Annotated in this window: 14 protein-coding genes; 12 read left to right on the forward strand and 2 right to left on the reverse strand. The window is 40.5% G+C overall.

Translation table 11 applies throughout. From position 1 onward, the window contains the following. Positions 1–482 precede the first annotated feature (482 nt). The 6 genes from JW841_18760 to tgt all read left to right on the forward strand — a co-directional run bounded on the left by JW841_18760 (position 483) and on the right by tgt (position 6,668). Complete coding sequence (locus JW841_18760; protein MBN1962977.1) at positions 483–1,067, forward strand: LPP20 family lipoprotein; 585 nt, start codon at positions 483–485, stop codon at positions 1,065–1,067. A 122-nt stretch (positions 1,068–1,189) separates the two neighbouring features. Beyond that, positions 1,190–2,374, forward strand: coding sequence for a trypsin-like peptidase domain-containing protein (locus JW841_18765; protein ID MBN1962978.1), 1,185 nt, complete (start codon positions 1,190–1,192; stop codon positions 2,372–2,374). A gap of 79 nt (positions 2,375–2,453) precedes the next feature. Beyond that, positions 2,454–3,071 (forward strand): penicillin-binding protein activator LpoB, encoded by a 618-nt coding sequence (locus JW841_18770; protein ID MBN1962979.1) that lies wholly within the window; start codon positions 2,454–2,456, stop codon positions 3,069–3,071. A gap of 3 nt (positions 3,072–3,074) precedes the next feature. Continuing rightward, the gene (locus JW841_18775) at positions 3,075–4,439 is read left to right on the forward strand and encodes a hypothetical protein (GenBank protein MBN1962980.1); all 1,365 of its coding nucleotides are present in this window, start codon (positions 3,075–3,077) and stop codon (positions 4,437–4,439) included. Positions 4,440–4,482: 43 nt separating this feature from the next. Further along, a complete protein-coding gene (gene queA / locus JW841_18780) occupies positions 4,483–5,544 on the forward strand; it encodes a tRNA preQ1(34) S-adenosylmethionine ribosyltransferase-isomerase QueA (protein ID MBN1962981.1) in 1,062 nt (353 codons plus the stop codon). An 11-nt stretch (positions 5,545–5,555) separates the two neighbouring features. Further along, positions 5,556–6,668, forward strand: a complete 1,113-nt coding sequence (gene tgt / locus JW841_18785) for a tRNA guanosine(34) transglycosylase Tgt (GenBank protein MBN1962982.1) — start codon at positions 5,556–5,558, stop codon at positions 6,666–6,668. Between the two features lie 78 nt (positions 6,669–6,746). Here the strand turns inward: tgt and JW841_18790 are convergent, their stop codons facing one another. Continuing rightward, positions 6,747–7,043, reverse strand: a complete 297-nt coding sequence (locus tag JW841_18790; protein MBN1962983.1) for a hypothetical protein — start codon at positions 7,041–7,043, stop codon at positions 6,747–6,749. A 329-nt stretch (positions 7,044–7,372) separates the two neighbouring features. Here JW841_18790 and JW841_18795 point away from each other — a divergent pair, with 329 nt between their 5' ends. The 5 genes from JW841_18795 (at position 7,373) to JW841_18815 (ending at position 17,175) form a co-directional block, all read left to right on the forward strand. Further along, entirely contained in the window at positions 7,373–9,124 is a 1,752-nt protein-coding gene (locus JW841_18795) for a HAMP domain-containing histidine kinase (protein MBN1962984.1), read from the forward strand. A gap of 2 nt (positions 9,125–9,126) precedes the next feature. After that, positions 9,127–10,488 carry a sigma-54-dependent Fis family transcriptional regulator gene (locus tag JW841_18800; GenBank protein ID MBN1962985.1) on the forward strand — a complete coding sequence of 454 codons (1,362 nt, stop codon included), beginning with the start codon at positions 9,127–9,129 and terminating at the stop codon, positions 10,486–10,488. A gap of 152 nt (positions 10,489–10,640) precedes the next feature. Further along, positions 10,641–14,906, forward strand: a complete 4,266-nt coding sequence (locus JW841_18805; GenBank protein ID MBN1962986.1) for an activase — start codon at positions 10,641–10,643, stop codon at positions 14,904–14,906. Continuing rightward, positions 14,899–15,174: a hypothetical protein gene (locus JW841_18810; protein ID MBN1962987.1), complete on the forward strand. Its 276-nt coding sequence runs from the start codon at positions 14,899–14,901 to the stop codon at positions 15,172–15,174. Before JW841_18805 ends, JW841_18810 begins: the two co-directional genes overlap by 8 nt. 75 nt (positions 15,175–15,249) lie before the next feature. After that, positions 15,250–17,175 carry a DUF4388 domain-containing protein gene (locus JW841_18815; protein MBN1962988.1) on the forward strand — a complete coding sequence of 642 codons (1,926 nt, stop codon included), beginning with the start codon at positions 15,250–15,252 and terminating at the stop codon, positions 17,173–17,175. A 2-nt stretch (positions 17,176–17,177) separates the two neighbouring features. Here JW841_18815 and JW841_18820 read toward each other — a convergent pair whose 3' ends face one another. Next, complete coding sequence (locus JW841_18820) at positions 17,178–18,407, reverse strand: substrate-binding domain-containing protein (GenBank protein ID MBN1962989.1); 1,230 nt, start codon at positions 18,405–18,407, stop codon at positions 17,178–17,180. A gap of 185 nt (positions 18,408–18,592) precedes the next feature. Here JW841_18820 and JW841_18825 point away from each other — a divergent pair, with 185 nt between their 5' ends. Then, the gene (locus tag JW841_18825) at positions 18,593–19,318 is read left to right on the forward strand and encodes a hypothetical protein (protein MBN1962990.1); all 726 of its coding nucleotides are present in this window, start codon (positions 18,593–18,595) and stop codon (positions 19,316–19,318) included. Positions 19,319–19,389 lie beyond the last annotated feature (71 nt).

Here is a 19,389-nt window from a genome sequence, read left to right on the forward strand (position 1 = left end):
AAAGATCTTTTTCATTATTTTTTATTTCAAAAACAAATAACATTATAATTTTACTTATAAAAAACCAAATGAGATAAAATAAGTAGTAATAATTTCAAATTTTGATAAATTAAAAAAACGTTATATTGGTAAAAAAATGATTAAATAGAAATAATTAAATAAATATTTGCAATTCAATTGTAAAATAATCGAAATTGTTGGATTGAGTGAACATATTTACTATCTCAACCGTCGTAGTTGAGACGAAGGTAACTATGTAAAGCCGTATTCGATGGTCGAACGACTTGAATGTTACCAAAAAACAACTAAAAGAAGGAGAAGAAGTGACAAGTGAAGCAAAACGCGTCTTGACTCACAGTTCGAGCTAGGCTCTAGTTATTAGCGCGAATTGGCAAACAAGATGCAAAAAGCCAATAAAGGGTATCGGCTCATTGATTCACTATTCATTTCTCTTTGAACGAAGTTAACCAGGAGGATGTCTCATGAAGGCAGGTTTTAAGTACATTGTTTTAGCAGCAGTAGCCTCGCTTCTTTTTGCTTGTGGTGGAAAGAAACAAGACAATAATCAGATGGAAGGGGTGAAATATCCCGAATGGGTAATGAAAGGTAGTGGTGCATTTGGCGGTGAGCAAGGTCGCGTATTTTACGGAGTAGGATCAGTAAGTGGTATTAAAAATCATGCATTAGCTCGTACAACCGCTGATAACAGAGCCCGTGCAGAAATTGCCAAAATTTTTGAAACTTACACAGCATCGTTGATGAAAGATTATATGGCATCAACAACTGCTGGTGACATGTCTGCATCAAGCGAAGAGCAACATGTTGAACAAGCTATTAAGACGTTTAGCGCTGTTACACTTTCAGGCGTTCAAGTAGTTGATCATTGGATTCATCCTGATGGCACTGTTTATGCTCTTGCCCAGTTAGATCTACAGACATTTAAAGACAGCATGGGTAAAGCTAAAGAGCTTAGCGCTGCAGTTCGTGACTATGTCCGTGAGAACGCCGAAAAAGCACATATGGATCTTGAGAAAGAAGAAGCAAAAAGGTCCGGCGAAGGCGGCTGATTAATTTAGAAATGTAGCTCCGCAGCATACTAATTAAAATAATATAAGTGTGCTGCGGAGTAGGTATTTATACATCGCGACTTTTTGCCTGAGAGCGATTCTCGGGCGCAGTGAGGATTGGCATGAAGGCAATGTCCTTTTTGGTCGCACTCGTTTTTTGCTCGGTAAGCACAATAGCTTGGGCATTAACACCAAAAGAAATTTACAAGAAATCTGGACCCGCGGTTGTACTCATCTTGGGCTCAGATGACGGTAAGACCGGCTCAGGTGGTACGGGTTCAATTATTACCCAAGAAGGCAAAGTTATAACTAATGCTCATGTGGTGTTAAACCATAATAACCAGCCGTTTAAAATCCTCTATGTATTTTTGAAACCAGATAAAATTACTGGCGATAATTCAAAAGATTTAGTTAATCGTTTTAAGGCACGTGTGCTTCGCTACAGTGTACCTAATGAACTTGATTTGGCATTATTGCAAATAGAAAATCCGCCTGCAGACTTAGCAACTGTTGCTTTTGGTGACCCTAATAAGGTTGAAGTAGGAGATGACAGTATTGCTATTGGGTGTCCTGAGCAAGGTGGTCCATGGACCTTAACAACAGGCGCTATTTCTACAGTTATTGCCAATTTTAATCGCATTAAAGGCAAAGACGTATTTCAAACTGAAGCTTCAGTAAACCGCGGAAATTCAGGCGGTCCATTATTAAACAATTCGGGTAACATGATTGGTATTAATACCATGATTGCAAGGCAAGGTGCTGATGGTGTCACAATTACAGGTGTTAATTTTGCGTTAAAATCTTCAGTTGCGGTTAAATGGCTTGCTGGTCAAGGGATGGGGCTTGCCTATGCAAAAACCGCAGAATCAAAACCAACTGTTGTAGCGGCTGCAGAACCATCATTACCTAAAGCTAGTACAGCTCCTGCTGAACCAACTACAACGACTTCTACTGGTGAAAGTAATAGTCACTCTGATGGTACTGGTAATAATACTGCTAACCAAAATCAGGCAGATAAGCCACAATCGACTATAGTTGTCGTAGAACCGATACCCAAAAAAGAAGAAACAGTGAAATTAAAGCAAGAGGGTAAAGAATTAGGCCAGACCAAGAGCAAAGAGAAGATCGTATCTGGAAAACCACTTGATCCAAATAAGGCTAAGCCAAAATATATAACGAAAAAGCGCCCCTACAACCTTGATGAATTGCGTAGACAACAAATGAAAGAGCTTGAAGATATAATGGATGAGATGCGAGGTAAGGTAAAACGCTCACGTAAAAGTGGCGATGACATGGGTTTATGGTAGAAAAAATCTTTTACTAGCATCACCTGAAGTAATAGCAGTATCTAAAAAAAGCAGCATCAACAAACAGGGGATTACTTTCATGCGCTTCGGAGCTATTTTTGTAGTGAGTTTGATGAGTTTGTCTTTGATCGGTACAACTGGATGTGGACCTAAAAGAAAGGTTGCTCGTGTAGCTACCAACACTCAAACCGATTTATCAGGTAAATGGAATGATACCGATGCTCGTTTAACTTCTGAAGCTATGATTAAAGACTGTTTTGCAAGGCCATGGCTAAAGAGGTTTACCAAAGAAAATGATCGTCCTCCGAAGATGCGTGTTTGGAAGATTATTAACAAAACCGATGAACACATTGATGCGCAAGTATTTATTAAGAATCTTGAACGAGCTATGGTTAATAGCGGTTTAGTTGATGTTATTGCGCAAAAGGGTAGTGAGCTAAGCTCGGTAAATGAAGAGCAAGACTATGGCGCTAGTGGCAGAGTCTCAGATGACTCAGCCCCAAGTATTGGCAATCAACTTGGCGCGGATTTTGTTTTAGTTGGGCGTATGGCTTCTATTCTCGACCAAGTAGAAGGAACGCAGGCCAAACTGTATAAAATCACACTTGAACTTATTGACGCCAATAGCGCACGAAAAGTGTGGATGGGTGATCATGAGATCAAGAAAGTAATTGAGCAATCAAGCGCGAGTTGGTAAGCCATGAACCAACTTAAACGTTTTATGCTCAAGTTTTGGGGCACGTATTTTATATTGCTTCTTTTAGTTTCAGGCTGTGGCGGTCTGAATATGGAGAAGCATTATCAAAAAATGCGTGGCCAAATGGTTGCACGCGACTATGACGATGCCTCTAAGTACCTAGACAAAGTTAAACAAGACTTCTACGGTGAGAAAAATCGACTTTTGTTCTATATGGACAAAGGGATGGTTTTGCATCTTGCAGGTAAATACAAGGAGTCTAATCAGTTTCTTGAGAAAGCTAAAACTACAGCGCAAGATTTGTGGACCGAAAGTGTTGGTTCTAACGCGGCTGCATGGATTACAACGGATAATGCTCTTCCTTACCAAGGTGAGGATTTTGAAAAAGTATTTATTCATTTTGTTGCAGCTTTAAATTTTATCGATCTTGCTGATTATGATGCAGCTAGGGTTGAAGCACGACAAATAACCAACAAATTAGAGCTTTATAACTCTAAATATACTGATAAATCTGGGAAAAATGCATATAAAGATGATGCATTTTCTCGATGGTTATCAGGAAAGTTAGCTGAAACTGAGGGTAGTGCTGGTTATAATGATGCTTGGATCGATTATAAAAAGGCACTTGATGTTTATCGTTCAGATTATGTCACACGCTATGGCACACCAGTACCGCGCTTTTTGGTTGGTGATGCTCTGCGTGCCCTAACTAAACTTGGCCCTGAATTTTCTCAAGAACTAGCAACAGTAAAAGCTAAATATCCGAATGTTAGCGTTCCTGATGACAAAGGTATGGGTGAGGTCATTTTATTGCATCTTTCAGGTGAAGCTCCCTATAAAATTGATAAATTTTGGGATGCAAAAGCTGGTAATAAGCCTATTCGCATAGCGTATCCTGAATTTGTACCAAAACCATTTCACATAGCTAGTGTACGAGTTATTTCTAATAATAATCAGGGAACTAGTGAGCTTGCAGAAAATGTAACGGCGATTGCAAAACAAAATCTAAATGACCATATGGCACGCATTAAAGCTAAAGCTATTGCGCGTGCAATAGCAAAAGCGATAGCTGCCGCTACAGCCGATGCAGCGGGAAAAAATATGGGCAATAAAAAAGCTGGGGCGGCTTTGCAATTAGCAAGTGCCATTTTTTCAGTAGCCAGTGCAGTTAATGAGCAAGCAGATAAGCGTAGCTGGATCACATTGCCAGCAGCAATCAATGTTGCTCGAATTATGTTACCCGCAGGCGATCATGAGCTGCAGCTAGAATTCCTTGCAAGTAATGGCAATGTGATTGAACGCGGTACGGTAAAGGCAAAAGCCGTTGCTGGTCGTCCAACATTTGTAAGTTATAGAACTTATAGGTAACATATTGCTTTTATTTATCAAATAAGCAAATAAAGCGCCCCTTATGAAAGGGCAACAATTCATAGGGGCGCCTTTACCTCTATCATTATTTGAATACCAGTTACCGCGTGAGTTGATTGCTCAAGAGCCTAGGCGTCCGCGTGATGCAAGTCGTTTAATGCTTTTGCCACGCTATAAAGGTGAAGTTAAACACTTTATTTTTCGTGAAATTGCAGATTTATTAAACCCAGGCGATTTGTTGGTAGTAAATCGTACAAAGGTTATTCCAGCGCGCTTACGTTTTAAATTAGAAACGGGACGAGATACCGAATTGCTTTTTCTTAAAGCTCTGGATGGTAATTTATCGCAAGCACGACATTGGTTAGCAATGGCGCGTCCTTTAAAAGTTTTCAAACCTGGTCGAACATTTAAGGTTTTTGGCATAGAAATTAAGGTAGATAAAAGACAAGCAAAAGATATCGAAATAACGAGTTCACAGGCTTTATGGCCAATATTGCAGCAATACGGTGAGGTGCCATTACCGCCATATATAAAACGGCAAGAGTCACCTCATGAAAGTGATCGAGATGATTATCAAACTTTATTTGCTAGTGAACCAGGTGCAGTGGCAGCTCCAACGGCAGGTTTGCATTTTACCCCCGCGGTTATTGATGAATTAGTTAAAAGGCAAATCGAAATTTGTGAGCTTTGTTTGCATGTAGGCTCTGGCACATTTTTGCCAGTACCTCAAGAGCATGAAAGCGATATACGCCGACATCAAATGCATGCAGAATACTATGAAATATCTACGAAAACTTTAACTGCAATAAAAAAGGCAAGAACTTATAAAAAACGAGTTATTGCAGTTGGGACAACAACCGTAAGAGCTCTTGAAACGTGGGCAACAAGCGGACAGAGCGAGGGTGAATCAGGCATATTTATCTATCCAGGGTTTTCATTTAGCATTGTTGACGCCATGATAACTAATTTTCACCTACCACGTTCAACATTATTGATGCTGATTTCAGCCTTTGCCGGACGCGAGCGAGTTTTATCAGCATATCAAAAAGCAATAAAAGAGCATTACCGGTTTTTTTCTTATGGTGATGCTATGCTAATTATTTAAAGGATTTATTAATGTTATCATTTGCTGTTTTAGCAACTGATAAAAATTCACAAGCCCGGCGTGGTCAAATCATTTCGCGACATGGTACCATTGAGACACCAGTCTTCATGCCTGTGGGTACTGCAGCTTCGGTAAAATCTCTTGATGGTTTAGATTTGCATGCTTTAGGTGCCCAAATAATTTTAAGCAATACTTATCATTTGATGTTGCGTCCGGGTGATGAACTGATCAAGCACTTGGGCGGATTACATCATTTTATGGGGTATAATGGTGCAATATTAACTGATAGTGGTGGTTTTCAAGTATTTAGTTTATCCGCTCGACGAAAATTAAGTGATCACGGAGTATTGTTTAGCTCTCATATTGATGGCTCTATGGTGGAATTAACTCCAGAACGTGCAGTATCTATTCAAGAGAATCTCGGTTCAGATATTGCCATGCAACTTGATGAGTGTCCACCGGCTAATGCAAGCAAAGAAGAAGTTGCTATTGCAGTGAGACGTAGCATAGATTGGGCAAAACGTTGTTTGTCTGCTCGTTCTCGCGATGATGTCGCTTGGTTTGGTATTGTGCAGGGAGGTCTATTTGAGGATCTGCGCAGCGAACATGTCGCCAAACTACAAGAATTACCTTTTGCTGGTTATGCGATTGGTGGAGTATCTGTTGGTGAAGCACCAGAAGATATTGGGCGGGTAGCTAGCTATACAGCAAACCAACTACCAACAGATAAACCACGTTATCTTATGGGAGTTGGTACTCCTGCTGATTTAGTTCGCGGGGTTGCTGCTGGCATTGATATGTTCGATTGTGTGATGCCTACTCGTAATGCTAGAAATGGACAACTTTTTACCTCAACCGGAAAACTTTTGATTAAAAAGGCAGTAAATAAAGATAGCGATATACCAGTAGATGCAGCATGTAATTGTTATACCTGCAGAACTTTTTCGCGAGCATATTTACGACACTTATTTGCTGCTAAAGAAATTACTTATTACCGTTTGGCTACCTTGCATAATCTCAGTTTTTATCTTGGTTTAATGCAAAAGATCCGCAGTGAAATTGAAAATGAGCAATTTTCAAAAACAGCGTGGCTTGAACGTTTAGAAAACAAAATACAAGAATGAAAAAAGCCTATCTTATTAGCTATTGAAAGATAAGTTTTTGGCGGTGAGGCTAGCTCACCGCCAAATTATACTTTTTAATTATTCTTCTGGAGTTGGTTCGTCAGGTTGAGGCTCTTCATCTTCTGATTGAGCTGATACGTCGAAGTTGGTGAAACTTTCTGGTTGAGCTTCTTCTTCAGCTGCGGGTGGTTCTTCAGCTGCTGGAGGCTCTTCTTTTTTGCAGTTGCTGGCTTTGCAATTCTTACCACGTTTGCACTCTTTGCCGTCTTTATTACATTTCTTTTGCTTGCCAGCGTAAGTAGTAGCTGGAGCAGCAACAAGACTTACTGTGCAAAGTCCGAGAATGATTGCCATCAAAATTGACTTCAAACTCATTAACTTCTCCTTTTACTACGATGGCTCATGAATCCATCGTAATCAAAAAAAGCAGAACTTTTCTGCTGCCACTTTTAACCACCTGGCAACCTAGCAAGGGAGCGGTGGCATAAGCGGCCATTGCATAGTCTAGGCCATCTATTTAAAAGACCATGATTGAGGTATTATCAAAGGTTTAAGTTGATGTAATTATTGATTTAATTTAGAAATCAAGCCTCGGTTAAAAAAATGCTAGCACTTATTAGGGTTTTTATGCGATTTGCAAAATGCAAAGCTTTTTGCAGCTAAAAAAACTATGATATGTATAAAGTTATAGGAGATAGTTATACATGCAGCGACCTTGGATATGGCTTATTGGCTCATTGATAGTAACTGTTTCAATTACCAGTGCCGCCTTTATCGCTGTAAATAATCTTCTCGAAGAAAGACGCAAATATTTAGTACAGGAGACCCAAGATCGAGTTGTAATGTCGCTTAAAACGGTTGCATCGTTAGTAAACGAACGTGGTCGTGACATACGTAATGATATGAAATTGGTAATTGATGCGAGACATCGTGTACAACAGAGTCCGCAAAAAATAGAAATCGTGCGTTCTCATTTGATAGCTTTAAATCGTTCAACACGTAACTACTTGCGTTTATGGCATCTTGAAGATGGTAAAATCATTCAAGAGATTTCGGGATTTCGTACCTATGACAAGCCGCTTCCTGATGTACCGATTAGTGAAATTGTTGAAATTGACGAACGTGCTCGCAATAACCCAGGTGTGATTGCAGCAATGCAAGCTTTAATTCCGATTGATTCGCCATATAATTGTTTACGTTTATTAGGTTTAGCTTCAAAAGACGGTAAAGGTTCAGTGCTAGTACTATTAAATATGGATGCTGCATTTGATTCATTGCAGCGTCGTGCAAGTCTGCCTGGGCTTGATTTATATGTTGTTGATACAGATGGTTCTTTTCTGGTGGATCCAGAAAGCACACGCAATGCTGAAGTTTTATCTAATTTATTAACCAGACAATCTGATGGACAAGCGTTATTAGGTGAGTTACCTTCGCTGTGGCCATTTTCTGAGCAAGGACTAAATGCGCAAGTTTTAGCTTGGCGCACTACTGCTGGGCAGCCTTTTCCTTGGATCGCTGCAGTTGCTGCTCCTTTAGCTGATGTCGCAAGACAAATTCATCAATTAGGGGTGACCGTTTTATTTATTGCCGCACTAGTTTTAATGTTAGCTGCAGCTAGTGCCGCGCTTATTTTTTGGTTGGTAAGTCGTGAATCACAAATTAAGGCACGATTAGAACACCAAAACATGATTGAAAGATTACGAGCGCAGCTATTGCATTTGGAAAAGCTTTCAACAATTGGTCAAGTCGCAGCTAGCTTGGCTCATGAGATGGGTACTCCGCTTGGGGTTATTGCTCTTCGTGTTGATCAATTAATTGAACAAAATACAGAACCAAAACAACATACAACATTGGCGGTTATGCGCGACGAAATTGAGCGCATAAATAGAATTATGCGACAAATACTTGATGCTTCTCGTCCAGCTTCTACCGAGAAAAGTAAAGTTTTTATTACCCATGCGTTAAACCAATTGGCCAATTTAGTTGGAAGACGTTATGATAGCTGTGGGATTAAGCTTGATATTGAAGTAAACGATGATGATCAAATATTTGCCAATCCAGATCAGTTTGTACAGGTGTTACTGAATATATTAGTCAATGCTAACGATGCTTGTAGTCGTGGTGATCGTGTTTTAGTACGCACGTGTCCTAAACCTGACATGCAGGGGAGACTCGGGATAGAAATAATCGATACCGGTAAAGGTATAAAAAGTGAGGTATTGCCATCTGTTTTCGAGCCTTTTTTTACTACGAAAAATAAAGGAGAAGGCACGGGTCTTGGCTTAACGATAGTTCGTGAAATTATGCAACAACATGATGGACTTGTTGAGGTGTTTAGTACTGAAAAAGGTACAAGAGTAGTAACATGGTGGCCGCAAAATTCAACAGCACCGCAAGACCAAGATAAGCAACATGAATTGATTATTCCTGAAACTAACAAAGTGATGGTGCAATAGTTATGACATCTGTAACTAATACTAATACAGCTCGGGTATTAGTGGTCGATGATCACCCAGAAATGGCGATAGCTTTAGGTGATTATCTGCGTGACCATGATTATATTGTTGAAACCGCAACCACTGCTACTCAAGCAATTGAAAGCTTTTCTCATTATGCTTTTGATGCGGTAATTACTGACCTAAGAATGAAAGATGTTGATGGTCTCGGGCTTTTAGATGCAATTCGCACTATGGATGCCAAGGTACCCGTATTTATTATGACCGCCTATGGTTCTATTGAAAATGCTATTGAGGCAATTCGTCGTGGTGCCTTTCATTATTTTTCAAAACCTTTAAAAACTGAAGAGGTTAGAATTTATCTTGAGCGCGCAATAAATCAGAGGCGCATGGAGGTATCACATGCACAGCTTTTAAGGGATATTCAGGGACGCTACACTTTTGAGTCAATGGTGGGGCGTTCGGCGGCTATGCGTAAAATTTTTGATTTAATTGACTGTGTTGCAGACAGTCAATCAAGCGTTCTTATTGCTGGAGAAAGTGGTACCGGTAAAGAACTCATAGCGCGAGCGATACATTTTCGTGGTATACGTCGTCAAAAACCTTTTGTGCCCATTAATTGCGCGGCGATCCCGGCGCCGCTTATTGAAAGTGAAATCTTTGGTCATGAAACAGGTTCATTTACCGGAGCTAACCGACCTCGAGCAGGTTTAGTTATAGAAGCAAGTGGTGGCACCTTGTTTCTTGATGAAGTGGGAGAGTTGCCACTTGAGCTGCAACCTAAACTATTGCGTTTACTTCAAGAGGGTGAAGTGCGTGCGATAGGTTCAGATAAAACGCGCCGAGTAGATGTACGTATTGTAGCGGCAACAAATGCCAATCTTAGTAACGGTGTTAAAAATGGTAAATTTCGCGCCGATCTTTTTTATCGTCTTAATGTTGTGCCAATTGAAGTGCCGCCGCTACGCGAACGTCGCGAAGATATCCCGATATTAACAGAGCGTTTACTACAGCGAATTTTAACGCAAAATCCGAGAATATTAGCTAAACGAATATCTATCGCAGCAGTTGAAATTCTGGTTTCTTATAATTGGCCAGGTAACGTACGCGAACTTGAAAATGCCATTGAGCGTGCTGCAACCTTATGCCGTGATGAAGAAATAACCGCAGAATATTTCAGCTTTTTAAACCCAACGACCACTACTTCAACTTGGCGAGACTATATGGAAAAAATGCCAACTTTACGTGAATTAGAGGATCAATACATTGATTTCGTTATTGAGAAAACACAAGGTAAAAGAGTAAAGGCAGCGGCAATATTAGGTATTGATCCATCGACGCTTTATCGGCGTCATCGTGGGTAATTTTTGATGATTTAATGTTAAAATAAGGTCATATATTTACCAATATTTCTCGGTATTTTATGAAAGATATTGCCGCGATATACCTTGTATTAGCGCAATTTGTAGGCTAACCCCTCAGTAGCAGTATGCGTCATTGGAGGTAAGTAAAAGAGATGTCGGCTACTAAAGCATCATTAGGTATCGATGTTGGATCAACAACGCTAAAATTATGTTTGTTTAAAGATTCTATTGAGCAATGTGTCATGCGTCCGCATGAAGGCGATTTTGTTAAGACTATGAATAGTCTTTTGACCGAACTTAATCTCGTTAGTGGTACTAAAGATATATTAGCTTTGGTTACCGGTACCTCTGGACGTCAGCGAGTGCGCCTACCAGATATCATTGCTCCTGTTGCTATTGAAGCTGGTCTTGATGCCTTAGCCTTACACCCGCGAGCTGTGGTTTCGATGGGTGGAGAGGATTTAGTTGTTTATATTGTTGATACTAATGGTCATATTATTGCGACCTATGCTGGTAATAAATGCGCTTCAGGGACTGGCGAATTTTTTCGACAACAACTTGGGCGTATGAATCTTACTGTCGATGATTTAGAACGAGTCGCTTGCGAAGCTAAAGTTTATAAGATTTCAGCGCGTTGCTCTGTTTTTATGAAATCTGATTGCACCCATCGCTTAAACAAAGGCGAAGCCACCAAAGGTGATATTGCGCTGTCATTGTCTAAAGTAATGGCAGACAAGGTGTCAGAGTTTTTACTCAAAGCACGTATTGACGAGGGGCAAGTTGTACTGACCGGTGGTGTGACCGGCAATCGTTTTCTTGTACAATTTTTGCGCGAGGAATGGCCACAGATAGAATTTGTAGTACCAAAGAGTGCAGCATACTTCGAAGCTTTTGGTGCTGCTCGTTTAGCGTTAACTCAAGGTAGTCTACTCCCAAGTTTTGAAGCGATAATTGACCAAAAACAAAAACTTGGCTTTGAAACTCTTGCGCCCCTTGCAGAACATACCGAGAAAGTACGCTACGCACGTTCAATGCGTGGTAAATTTGATAAAGATGCTGAGTATATTTTAGGAATTGATGGCGGTTCGACGACCACTAAAATTGCTTTAGTACGGCGAGACAATCTTGAAATTGTCGCGTCGCATTACGGTCGTACTCATGGTGATCCAGTATTAGCGCTTAAAGAATGCGTATATGAGGTTAAGAAACAAATAGGTGATGTTTCGCCACGCATAACTCTTGCGGCAACTACGGGGTCATCACGTGAGCTATTAGGCGTCTTTACTGAAACAGCTGGTGTTTATAATGAGATTATTGCCCATACGGTGGGTACAACTTACTTTGAGCCTAAAGTTGATACGATTTTTGAGATTGGCGGCCAAGACGCTAAGTATGTTTTAATCAATAATAGTGTGCCGCTTGATTATACGATGAATGAAGCCTGTTCGGCAGGGACGGGTTCGTTTTTAGAAGAATCGGCAGCAGGTGATTTAAATATTGCCAACGCTGCCGAAATTGGACCTATTGCCTTAAAAGCCAAAGCCCCGCTGAAATTTGGCGAGCACTGCTCTGCCTTTATTAATTCAGATATTCGTAATGCAATTTCCCAAGGTGCCGCTCATGCCGATATAGTCGCGGGTTTAGTGTTTTCCATCGTGGCGAATTATTTAAATCGTGTGGTGCAAAATCGCTCAGTTGGGAAATTCATAGCTTTACAAGGTGGTGTAGCAAAAAATCCAGCAGTACCTTTGGCTTTTGCTGCTATGACCAATAAAGAGATTTTAGTGCCAGCTGACCCTGAGTTTATGGGCTGCTTTGGTGTTGCTCGTTTAGCGAAACAAAAGGCAGAAGAAGGGTTATTAGCTGAAGGTGTTTTTAATTTCGATGTCCTCTTAGCCAAAGAAATAAAAGTTAAAAATAGCTTTACTTGTAAAGGCTGTGATAACTATTGCGAAATTAAAAATTTAGAAGTCGATACGAATAAATATCCTTTCGGTGGTCGTTGTTCTCTTTATACGAATGCGCGCAAAAAACGCCGTTTAGCGCACGATGCAGTTGATTATACCGCAATGCGTACGCAGATGTTGTTTAATGAACATACGCCCAAGGCAGATGAATTTGTCAGTCGTAGTGATAAAATTATAGGGGTTCCAAAAGTATTTTCAGTACATTCTCTATGGCCGTTTTATAGCTCGTTCTTTCATAATTTAGGGGTGCGTGCCTTATTGTCTGAGTGCATTTTACCGCAAGGTATAGCACGCCAAGAGAGCAATTATTGTTTTCCGGCAGAGATAGCTCACGGTGCGACCCAAGACGTATTAGAACGTAGCGATTATTTATTTTTGCCACATTTTCGCGATATGCCATCGCTTGAAGGTGATCGTGTACATGCCTGCACTTGCCCGCTTACTCAAGGGCTGCCGTACATGATTCGTCAAGCTTTTGCTATTGATGACCAACGAGTATTAAGGCCAGTGGTGTCATTTAAAAATGGTTTGCTAGCAAGTCGCACCGCTTTTGAAGATATGGCGAATCGACTTGGTTTTTCAAAGGCAGAAGGCAGTGCCGCATACGAGAAGGCGATTGTGGCTTACGAGAAATTTATTGCCGACTATCGTAAGCGTGGTGCTGAATTATTAGCTGAAATACAAGATAATCCTGAGAAGCTTTATGTTTCGTTATTAGGGCGACCATATAATGCGTTTACCCGTGATGCTAATATGGGTATTCCCCGTAAGTTGATTTCGCATGGGGTTACGGTTGTTCCCTTTGATATGATTTATAATCCCGAAGATACAATTTTACCCAATATGTATTGGTATTACGGCCAGCAGAATATGAAGACCGTGCGGATGGTGCGCCGAACTCCAAATCTGTTTCTTACGTGGATTTCAAATTTTTCGTGCGCCCCTGATTCTTTCATGCTGCACTATGTGCGGCATTTAATGGGGCAAAAACCGTATCTTGTACTTGAAATGGATTCACATACTGCTGATGCTGGTATTGATACTCGCATTGAAGCGTTTCTTGATATTGTTGAGAGTTATCGTAAACACGTTAAACCTAAAGATGAAATTTCTTCAGCGCGGCGTTATCGTATTGCCCTAAAAAAATCATATTGCGATGTTGTTGATACTAAGACGGGTGAGCGCATTGATATTCGCGACCCACGAATAACTTTAGTATGGCCGTCAATGAGTGAACTTGGTGTTCAAGCGATAGCGACAGCTTCACGTAAAAAAGGTATCAAGTCGGTGTATTTGCCAATACCTGATGAACATAGCACGCAGCTTGCGCGTGCGGTTGCATCGGGCAAAGAGTGCATACCAGCTTTGCTGGTCTTAGGCTCATCTTTAAAATATTTTAAAGAGAATCCACCCAAACCCGGCGAGATAAATCTATTGTTTGTACCATCAACTTTAGGGCCATGTCGTACTGGTCAATATCATGTTTATTATGACCAAGTATTTGAAGAGTTAGGTTTAGAAAATGTGGTACAGATTGTTGCCGCTAGTGAAAACTCCTATCGTGAATTAGGTAACGATATTAATAAAGATGTGTGGCGTTCGGTAGTTTTTGCTGATTATTTTACTGATATACGCTCAGGTATTCGTTTGCTTGCTAAAGATCCTGATGCGGGTATGAAAATATTTGATGAAGTTTGGCAAGATGTATTGCAAGCTTTTAGTCAAAACACCAAAGAACTTGATCGCGCATTAAAACGCGCTTGTAAGCGTTTTTCGCAAATAGAAAAGGCGCGTACGCTTGAAGACGTTAAAAAAGTATTAATCGTCGGCGAAATTTATGTGCGTCGGGATGATTTTTCTGTGCAAGAAGTAACTGACTTTTTAATTGAGCGCGGTATCTTTCCTAAAGTTACTGGTACCTCAGAGTGGTTTTTATACACCGACTATGCCCGCAAATATCTAATGAATGAGCGGCGTAAACGTGTTGGTTTTTGGGGTGCCTTAGGCGACGGTGGTATTAAAGAAGAAGCTTGGTTTCATGTTGAGGCATACTGGAAAAAACATGTTGAGCACAAAGTGCATATGGCCTTAGCGCCAACTGGATTTATTCCTGAAGCGCCACAAAATATGAAAGCTATCATTAAGCGTGGCAGTGAGACTTTTATTGATCCAGCGCTTGAAAGTGAAGCCACAGTGTCTTCTGCTGTTGCTGCCGAAGGTATGCGCGATGGTTTTTCTGGGGTTGCGGTTATTGCGCCATTTGGTTGCTTACCCGGTCGTCTTATCGAAGGCGTATATGCACCATGGGCAAAAGCTAGGGGCTACCCGGTTATCGCTTTAGAAAATGATGGGCGCCCATATCCACCCAACACCATTTCACGCATGGAAGTTTTTGCGCATAATGTTTTGCGTTTTGAAAAATCGGCAGCAACAACGTTAAAAAATGATTGAATTACCTGCTATCTCAATCAATATATTGGCGTTTGGCACCACAGCGTTTACAGCGTTTGTTGTAGCTGCTGAGTTATTATCTGGACGAATATCAAACACAAAACGCGGCGTAATTGAGCAGCTTTTTAGTGAATTGCCAACATGCGGTTTTGAGCTAGAACATTGGTTTCGTGTAGGCAAGAATCCAAGATCTAACGCGATGCAAAAAATACAAAATAAACCAGGTAGCCGTGTAATCCCATGGAAACATAGGTATTCTACTTCTTGACAAATTCAAAATACCCCGTAAGCTCATAATTAGAAGCACGAATTTGACTATTGTATTGATATTCCGGAGGATGTAATGCGGCGAGCAAGCAAGTCTCCGGGCCATGATGAAGGCTTCGAAGGCGCCGTCTTAGGCTTAGGTTTATCCGATATCATTCAATTAAATGGGCATAACCGCTTTTCTGGCTGTGTAACTATTGAAAGTGAAAATTACGGTGGTGTGATATTTTTTCGTGATGGTCAAATAATTCATGCTGAGGCCGGAGATACTATTGGTGAAAAGGCCTTTTATGAAATAATGCAATGGTCTGGCGGCAAATTTACCTTACAGCCTAATGTCACCACCACTGTTCGTTCTATCGAGCGCAACTGGGAATTTTTATTGATGGAGGCTTGCCGCCTAATTGATGAGAGTCAACGCGGCTTACCTATTCGCCCTAAAGAAAAAAGTAATAAAGCACAGCCAACAGGGTGGGATAAACGAACGGGTGTTGCTGATAAAATGCGTGGTCAACCTAGTCACACGCGCAAGAGTCTTGTGCTAGGAATCGTTGTGGTATTATTTGTTGTTATCATTGGTTTTGGCACTTATTTTTGGCGTTCACAAGCGCAAAAAAATACCAATAAGACTATAGAACCAGTAGCAACTGCAGAAAAAAATACTGCTGACACAAATTTAGTTAAAGCTCCAAAGCAAGTTTTGTTACGTATGGCAGGCGCTAATAATTTAACTACACAAATAGGTCCAGCACTTGCAAAAGCCTATTTGGCTTCGCTGCAAGCCACTGATATTCAGATAAACCCCACCACTGAAAACGATATTGTTGTACAGGCAACTCAAGATAAAGTGACAAGATGGGTAACCATTGCTACCCATGGATCTACGACAGGTTTTGATGAATTATTGGCAGGTACTGCAGACGTAGCTTTTTCGTTGCGTCGTATTAATCAAGATGAGCACGATCGCTTAGCATCCCTTGGCTCGATGACATCACAAGCTAACGAACATATTTTAGCTTTAGATGGGCTAGCTGTAATTGTTAATATGGCTAATTCTGTATCACAATTGCAACGCAGCCAATTAGTTGGAGTATTTGGTGGTACAATTACAGACTGGTCAATGCTCGGTCTTACTAGTGATGTGCAATCTGAGTGGTCAGCAGTAGGCATGGGTGGGAAAAAGGGTGGACCATTAGCCACTGGTGTGCATCCTTACGCACCAGATGTTAATTCGGGAGTGGATGAAGTATTTAAAGAAGTAGTATTGAATGGTAAGTCATTTTCTACTGAAGTAAAAAGATTGCCTAATTTTGAAGCTGTAACTGATGCGGTTATTGGTGATCCTGGTGGTGTTGGTTTTGTACCACTATCTTTTGTGCTTGGCAGTAGAGCTGTACCAATTTCAGATGCTGCTGAAACATCATTGTTACCAACAGTATATACTGTATCTAGCGAAGAATACCTGCTGACTCATCGTATATATCTTTACACTGCACAAACCAGTAACAACCCTTATGTAGCAAAATTCATACAATTTGCCTTAAGTGCAGATGGACAAACAGTTGTAAAGAAAGCTGGGTTAATAGAGCTTGCAGTTAAAACTGAGCCACGTAATATACCGGCTGATGCTCCGCATGACTATGTGCGAGCAATTGGTAAATCGCGACGTTTATCGAGTACATTTAGATTTGAAGAGAAATCATTAACCTTTGATAACAGAGCCCGACGAGATCTTGAGCGTGTAATTGCGTATCTGCATAGCAATAACCTCAATGGTTCGGCAGTAAAAGTAATTGGTTTTTCTGACTCACAAGGAGCTCGTATTAAAAATATAAAACTCTCCAAAGATCGTGCCAATAAAGTAGCAAAAGCATTAGCTCAACGAGGCATTATTGGCGTGAAAGTTTTTGGGTTTGGGCCAATTATGCCGGTTGCTGACAATACTACTGCAAGAGGACGTCAACGAAATCGGCGTGTTGAGATTTGGGTATCAACACGCTAAGTCTAGCGACGATATACCGCTTCTTTATTTAGATAACCACTTCTTATAAGCAGTTCATTAAGATTGTCTTTAGTTACCAATCGAGGTGAAAGTAAAACGGCAGGTATCTGTCTTTTATTGTTAAAAATAGTTCTTCCGCGAGTTTCAACGGATCTACCACGGAATAAATCAAAGGCCATTTCAACAGCACGTTTTCCTAATAGACGAGTGTCTTTAAATACCGTCATGCTTTGAGTACCTTGTAAAATACGAATCGCCGCAGCTAAATCAGCATCTTGGCCGGTAATAGGCACTTTACCTGCAAGACCATGCGCTGCTAGTGCTTTAATACAACCACCAGCAGTTCCATCATTTGGTGCAAGCACAGCATTAATTTTGCCTTTGGTAATCTCAATAGCGTGTTCACATAAGCGTTGTGCTTCGTCAGGTCTCCAATCTTTAACTGATTCGCTTAAAACTATTTTTATATTACCTCGATCAACTAAAGGTTGAATAAATTTCATCGAACCTAATTTCAGTAGCTTGGCATTATTATCGGTTGGTGACCCTGCTAAAACAACATAATTACCTCTGCGTGCTTTGCGGGTGATGAATTCTCCCTGAATGGCACCAACTCTTACATTGTCAAATGATAGATAATAATACTCATGCGGCGAATTAGTAACTAAACGATCATAACTAATTACATGCACTCCCGCCTTTACAGACCTATCTATAATAGCGGCTGCACTATCTGCATTAACTGGAGCGAGAATGAGCACTTTAATTCTTTGAGCGATCATTGAATCACATTGTGCAGCTTGTTTTACGGCATCGTTATCACTAACTTGTACCAGTATTTCGAAACCACGTTTTCTTCCTTCAGCTAAAATAGTAAGCTTGTCCTTTATCCAACGTTCTTCTTGATGCGTTGGGAGAGAGAGTCCGATACGTAATGTACCGCCAGCCATAGCTGCTTTTTTTCGACCGCCTTTAGTATTAAAATATTCTGGTAAAGAATTATCAAATTGGTTGGCGCTGTTTCGGGCAGCACTTAGATCATCTTGAGCGGTTTTAAGCTGTTCTTCTAATACCGCAATCTTTTGTTCGCATTGTGCTAAGTCTGATTTTGCTTTAGTCAGATAAACTTCGTTGGCTCCCTGACTTCGTTGGCATTCTGATAATTGCGTGACTACCTGTCTATCGCAAGCCGTGATGGCAATAAGTATGGTAGAAAAAAGTGCGATTCTCATGCCTAAATCTCCCATGGAGCTCCTTGCTAAAGCTATCAGGTATTATTTTTTTAAAGCAAGATTACACTCTAGCTTATTAACACTATCATAGTCGAAATATTGGCAATTTTTTCATGAGGTTTTCTTATTGGTTTATTTTCATTATTAGGGTTGACGCGCGACGGCATCTGCGACAGACAGTACTCATGGTAAATACATTATTATTGATAACTTTATTAAGTGGTAATTCATTAATGCCTAATGCCTCGGATTGCTATGTTAAAGCCCAAAGCAAATCGCACTTAAAAAAAATTGATAATATGCCGTTATATTTGGAGTTATTAGGGATCTACAGATCTGAAAAAAATAGTGCTGAAGCTGAGAGCAAGAAATCAGATAATGCCAAAGGTAAAGAACAAGAATTACAACGTGATTTTATCATTACGTTAATGCGCGATGGCGATCAGTGTTTTGCACTTTTGGATATTCTACAAAGCGGTCATAAGCGACGCGGGATCGGCGAAAATGTGCAATGTCGAGCAGATGGCCATGTGCAGTTTGAAATTCAACGTTTATTTGATGATAAACCCAAAAGTGCTCCTAAAAAAACGCCACTAAGTATTTGGGGAATGATTCATGGGCGTAGTTTAAAAATCACTATTGAAGATAAAAATGCTGCTGGTTCAGCTTTGCGCCAAGAAGTTTATTTAAAGCGACAACAACCTGCTGCAGTAGCAGATTTTTGGCGAGAGCATTTTATCCGTAAAGAACTTGAATTATGTGCAGCAGCTGAACCTGACGAACCTTTTGCTAATGTAAATAGTGAATCAGCGTTAGCTCCTGTTGCTCAAAGCCCGAAACAAGAAGAGCCTAAACCGAAACCTAAACTTACGAAAAAATCAAAATCCAAAGCACGTAAACGCAAAAAATAATCTACAGAGCCACTTGCAAAACTCGATAATATTAACAATTATACTAACAATAACGTCATTCCCGCGAAAGC

Source organism: Deltaproteobacteria bacterium (assembly GCA_016931625.1).
Lineage (GTDB): Bacteria > Myxococcota > XYA12-FULL-58-9 > XYA12-FULL-58-9 > JAFGEK01 > JAFGEK01.

What these genes read in the sequence shown, in the direction of transcription:
- JW841_18760 (MBN1962977.1), top strand. Translation starts at nt 483, where the DNA reads ATGAAGGCAGGTTTTAAGTACATTGTTTTAGCAGCAGTAGCCTCGCTT.
- JW841_18765 (MBN1962978.1), top strand. Translation starts at nt 1,190, where the DNA reads ATGAAGGCAATGTCCTTTTTGGTCGCACTCGTTTTTTGCTCGGTAAGC.
- JW841_18770 (MBN1962979.1), top strand. Translation starts at nt 2,454, where the DNA reads ATGCGCTTCGGAGCTATTTTTGTAGTGAGTTTGATGAGTTTGTCTTTG.
- JW841_18775 (MBN1962980.1), top strand. Translation starts at nt 3,075, where the DNA reads ATGAACCAACTTAAACGTTTTATGCTCAAGTTTTGGGGCACGTATTTT.
- queA (MBN1962981.1), top strand. Translation starts at nt 4,483, where the DNA reads ATGAAAGGGCAACAATTCATAGGGGCGCCTTTACCTCTATCATTATTT.
- tgt (MBN1962982.1), top strand. Translation starts at nt 5,556, where the DNA reads ATGTTATCATTTGCTGTTTTAGCAACTGATAAAAATTCACAAGCCCGG.
- JW841_18790 (MBN1962983.1), bottom strand. Translation starts at nt 7,043, where the DNA reads ATGAGTTTGAAGTCAATTTTGATGGCAATCATTCTCGGACTTTGCACA.
- JW841_18795 (MBN1962984.1), top strand. Translation starts at nt 7,373, where the DNA reads ATGCAGCGACCTTGGATATGGCTTATTGGCTCATTGATAGTAACTGTT.
- JW841_18800 (MBN1962985.1), top strand. Translation starts at nt 9,127, where the DNA reads ATGACATCTGTAACTAATACTAATACAGCTCGGGTATTAGTGGTCGAT.
- JW841_18805 (MBN1962986.1), top strand. Translation starts at nt 10,641, where the DNA reads ATGTCGGCTACTAAAGCATCATTAGGTATCGATGTTGGATCAACAACG.
- JW841_18810 (MBN1962987.1), top strand. Translation starts at nt 14,899, where the DNA reads ATGATTGAATTACCTGCTATCTCAATCAATATATTGGCGTTTGGCACC.
- JW841_18815 (MBN1962988.1), top strand. Translation starts at nt 15,250, where the DNA reads ATGCGGCGAGCAAGCAAGTCTCCGGGCCATGATGAAGGCTTCGAAGGC.
- JW841_18820 (MBN1962989.1), bottom strand. Translation starts at nt 18,407, where the DNA reads ATGAGAATCGCACTTTTTTCTACCATACTTATTGCCATCACGGCTTGC.
- JW841_18825 (MBN1962990.1), top strand. Translation starts at nt 18,593, where the DNA reads ATGGTAAATACATTATTATTGATAACTTTATTAAGTGGTAATTCATTA.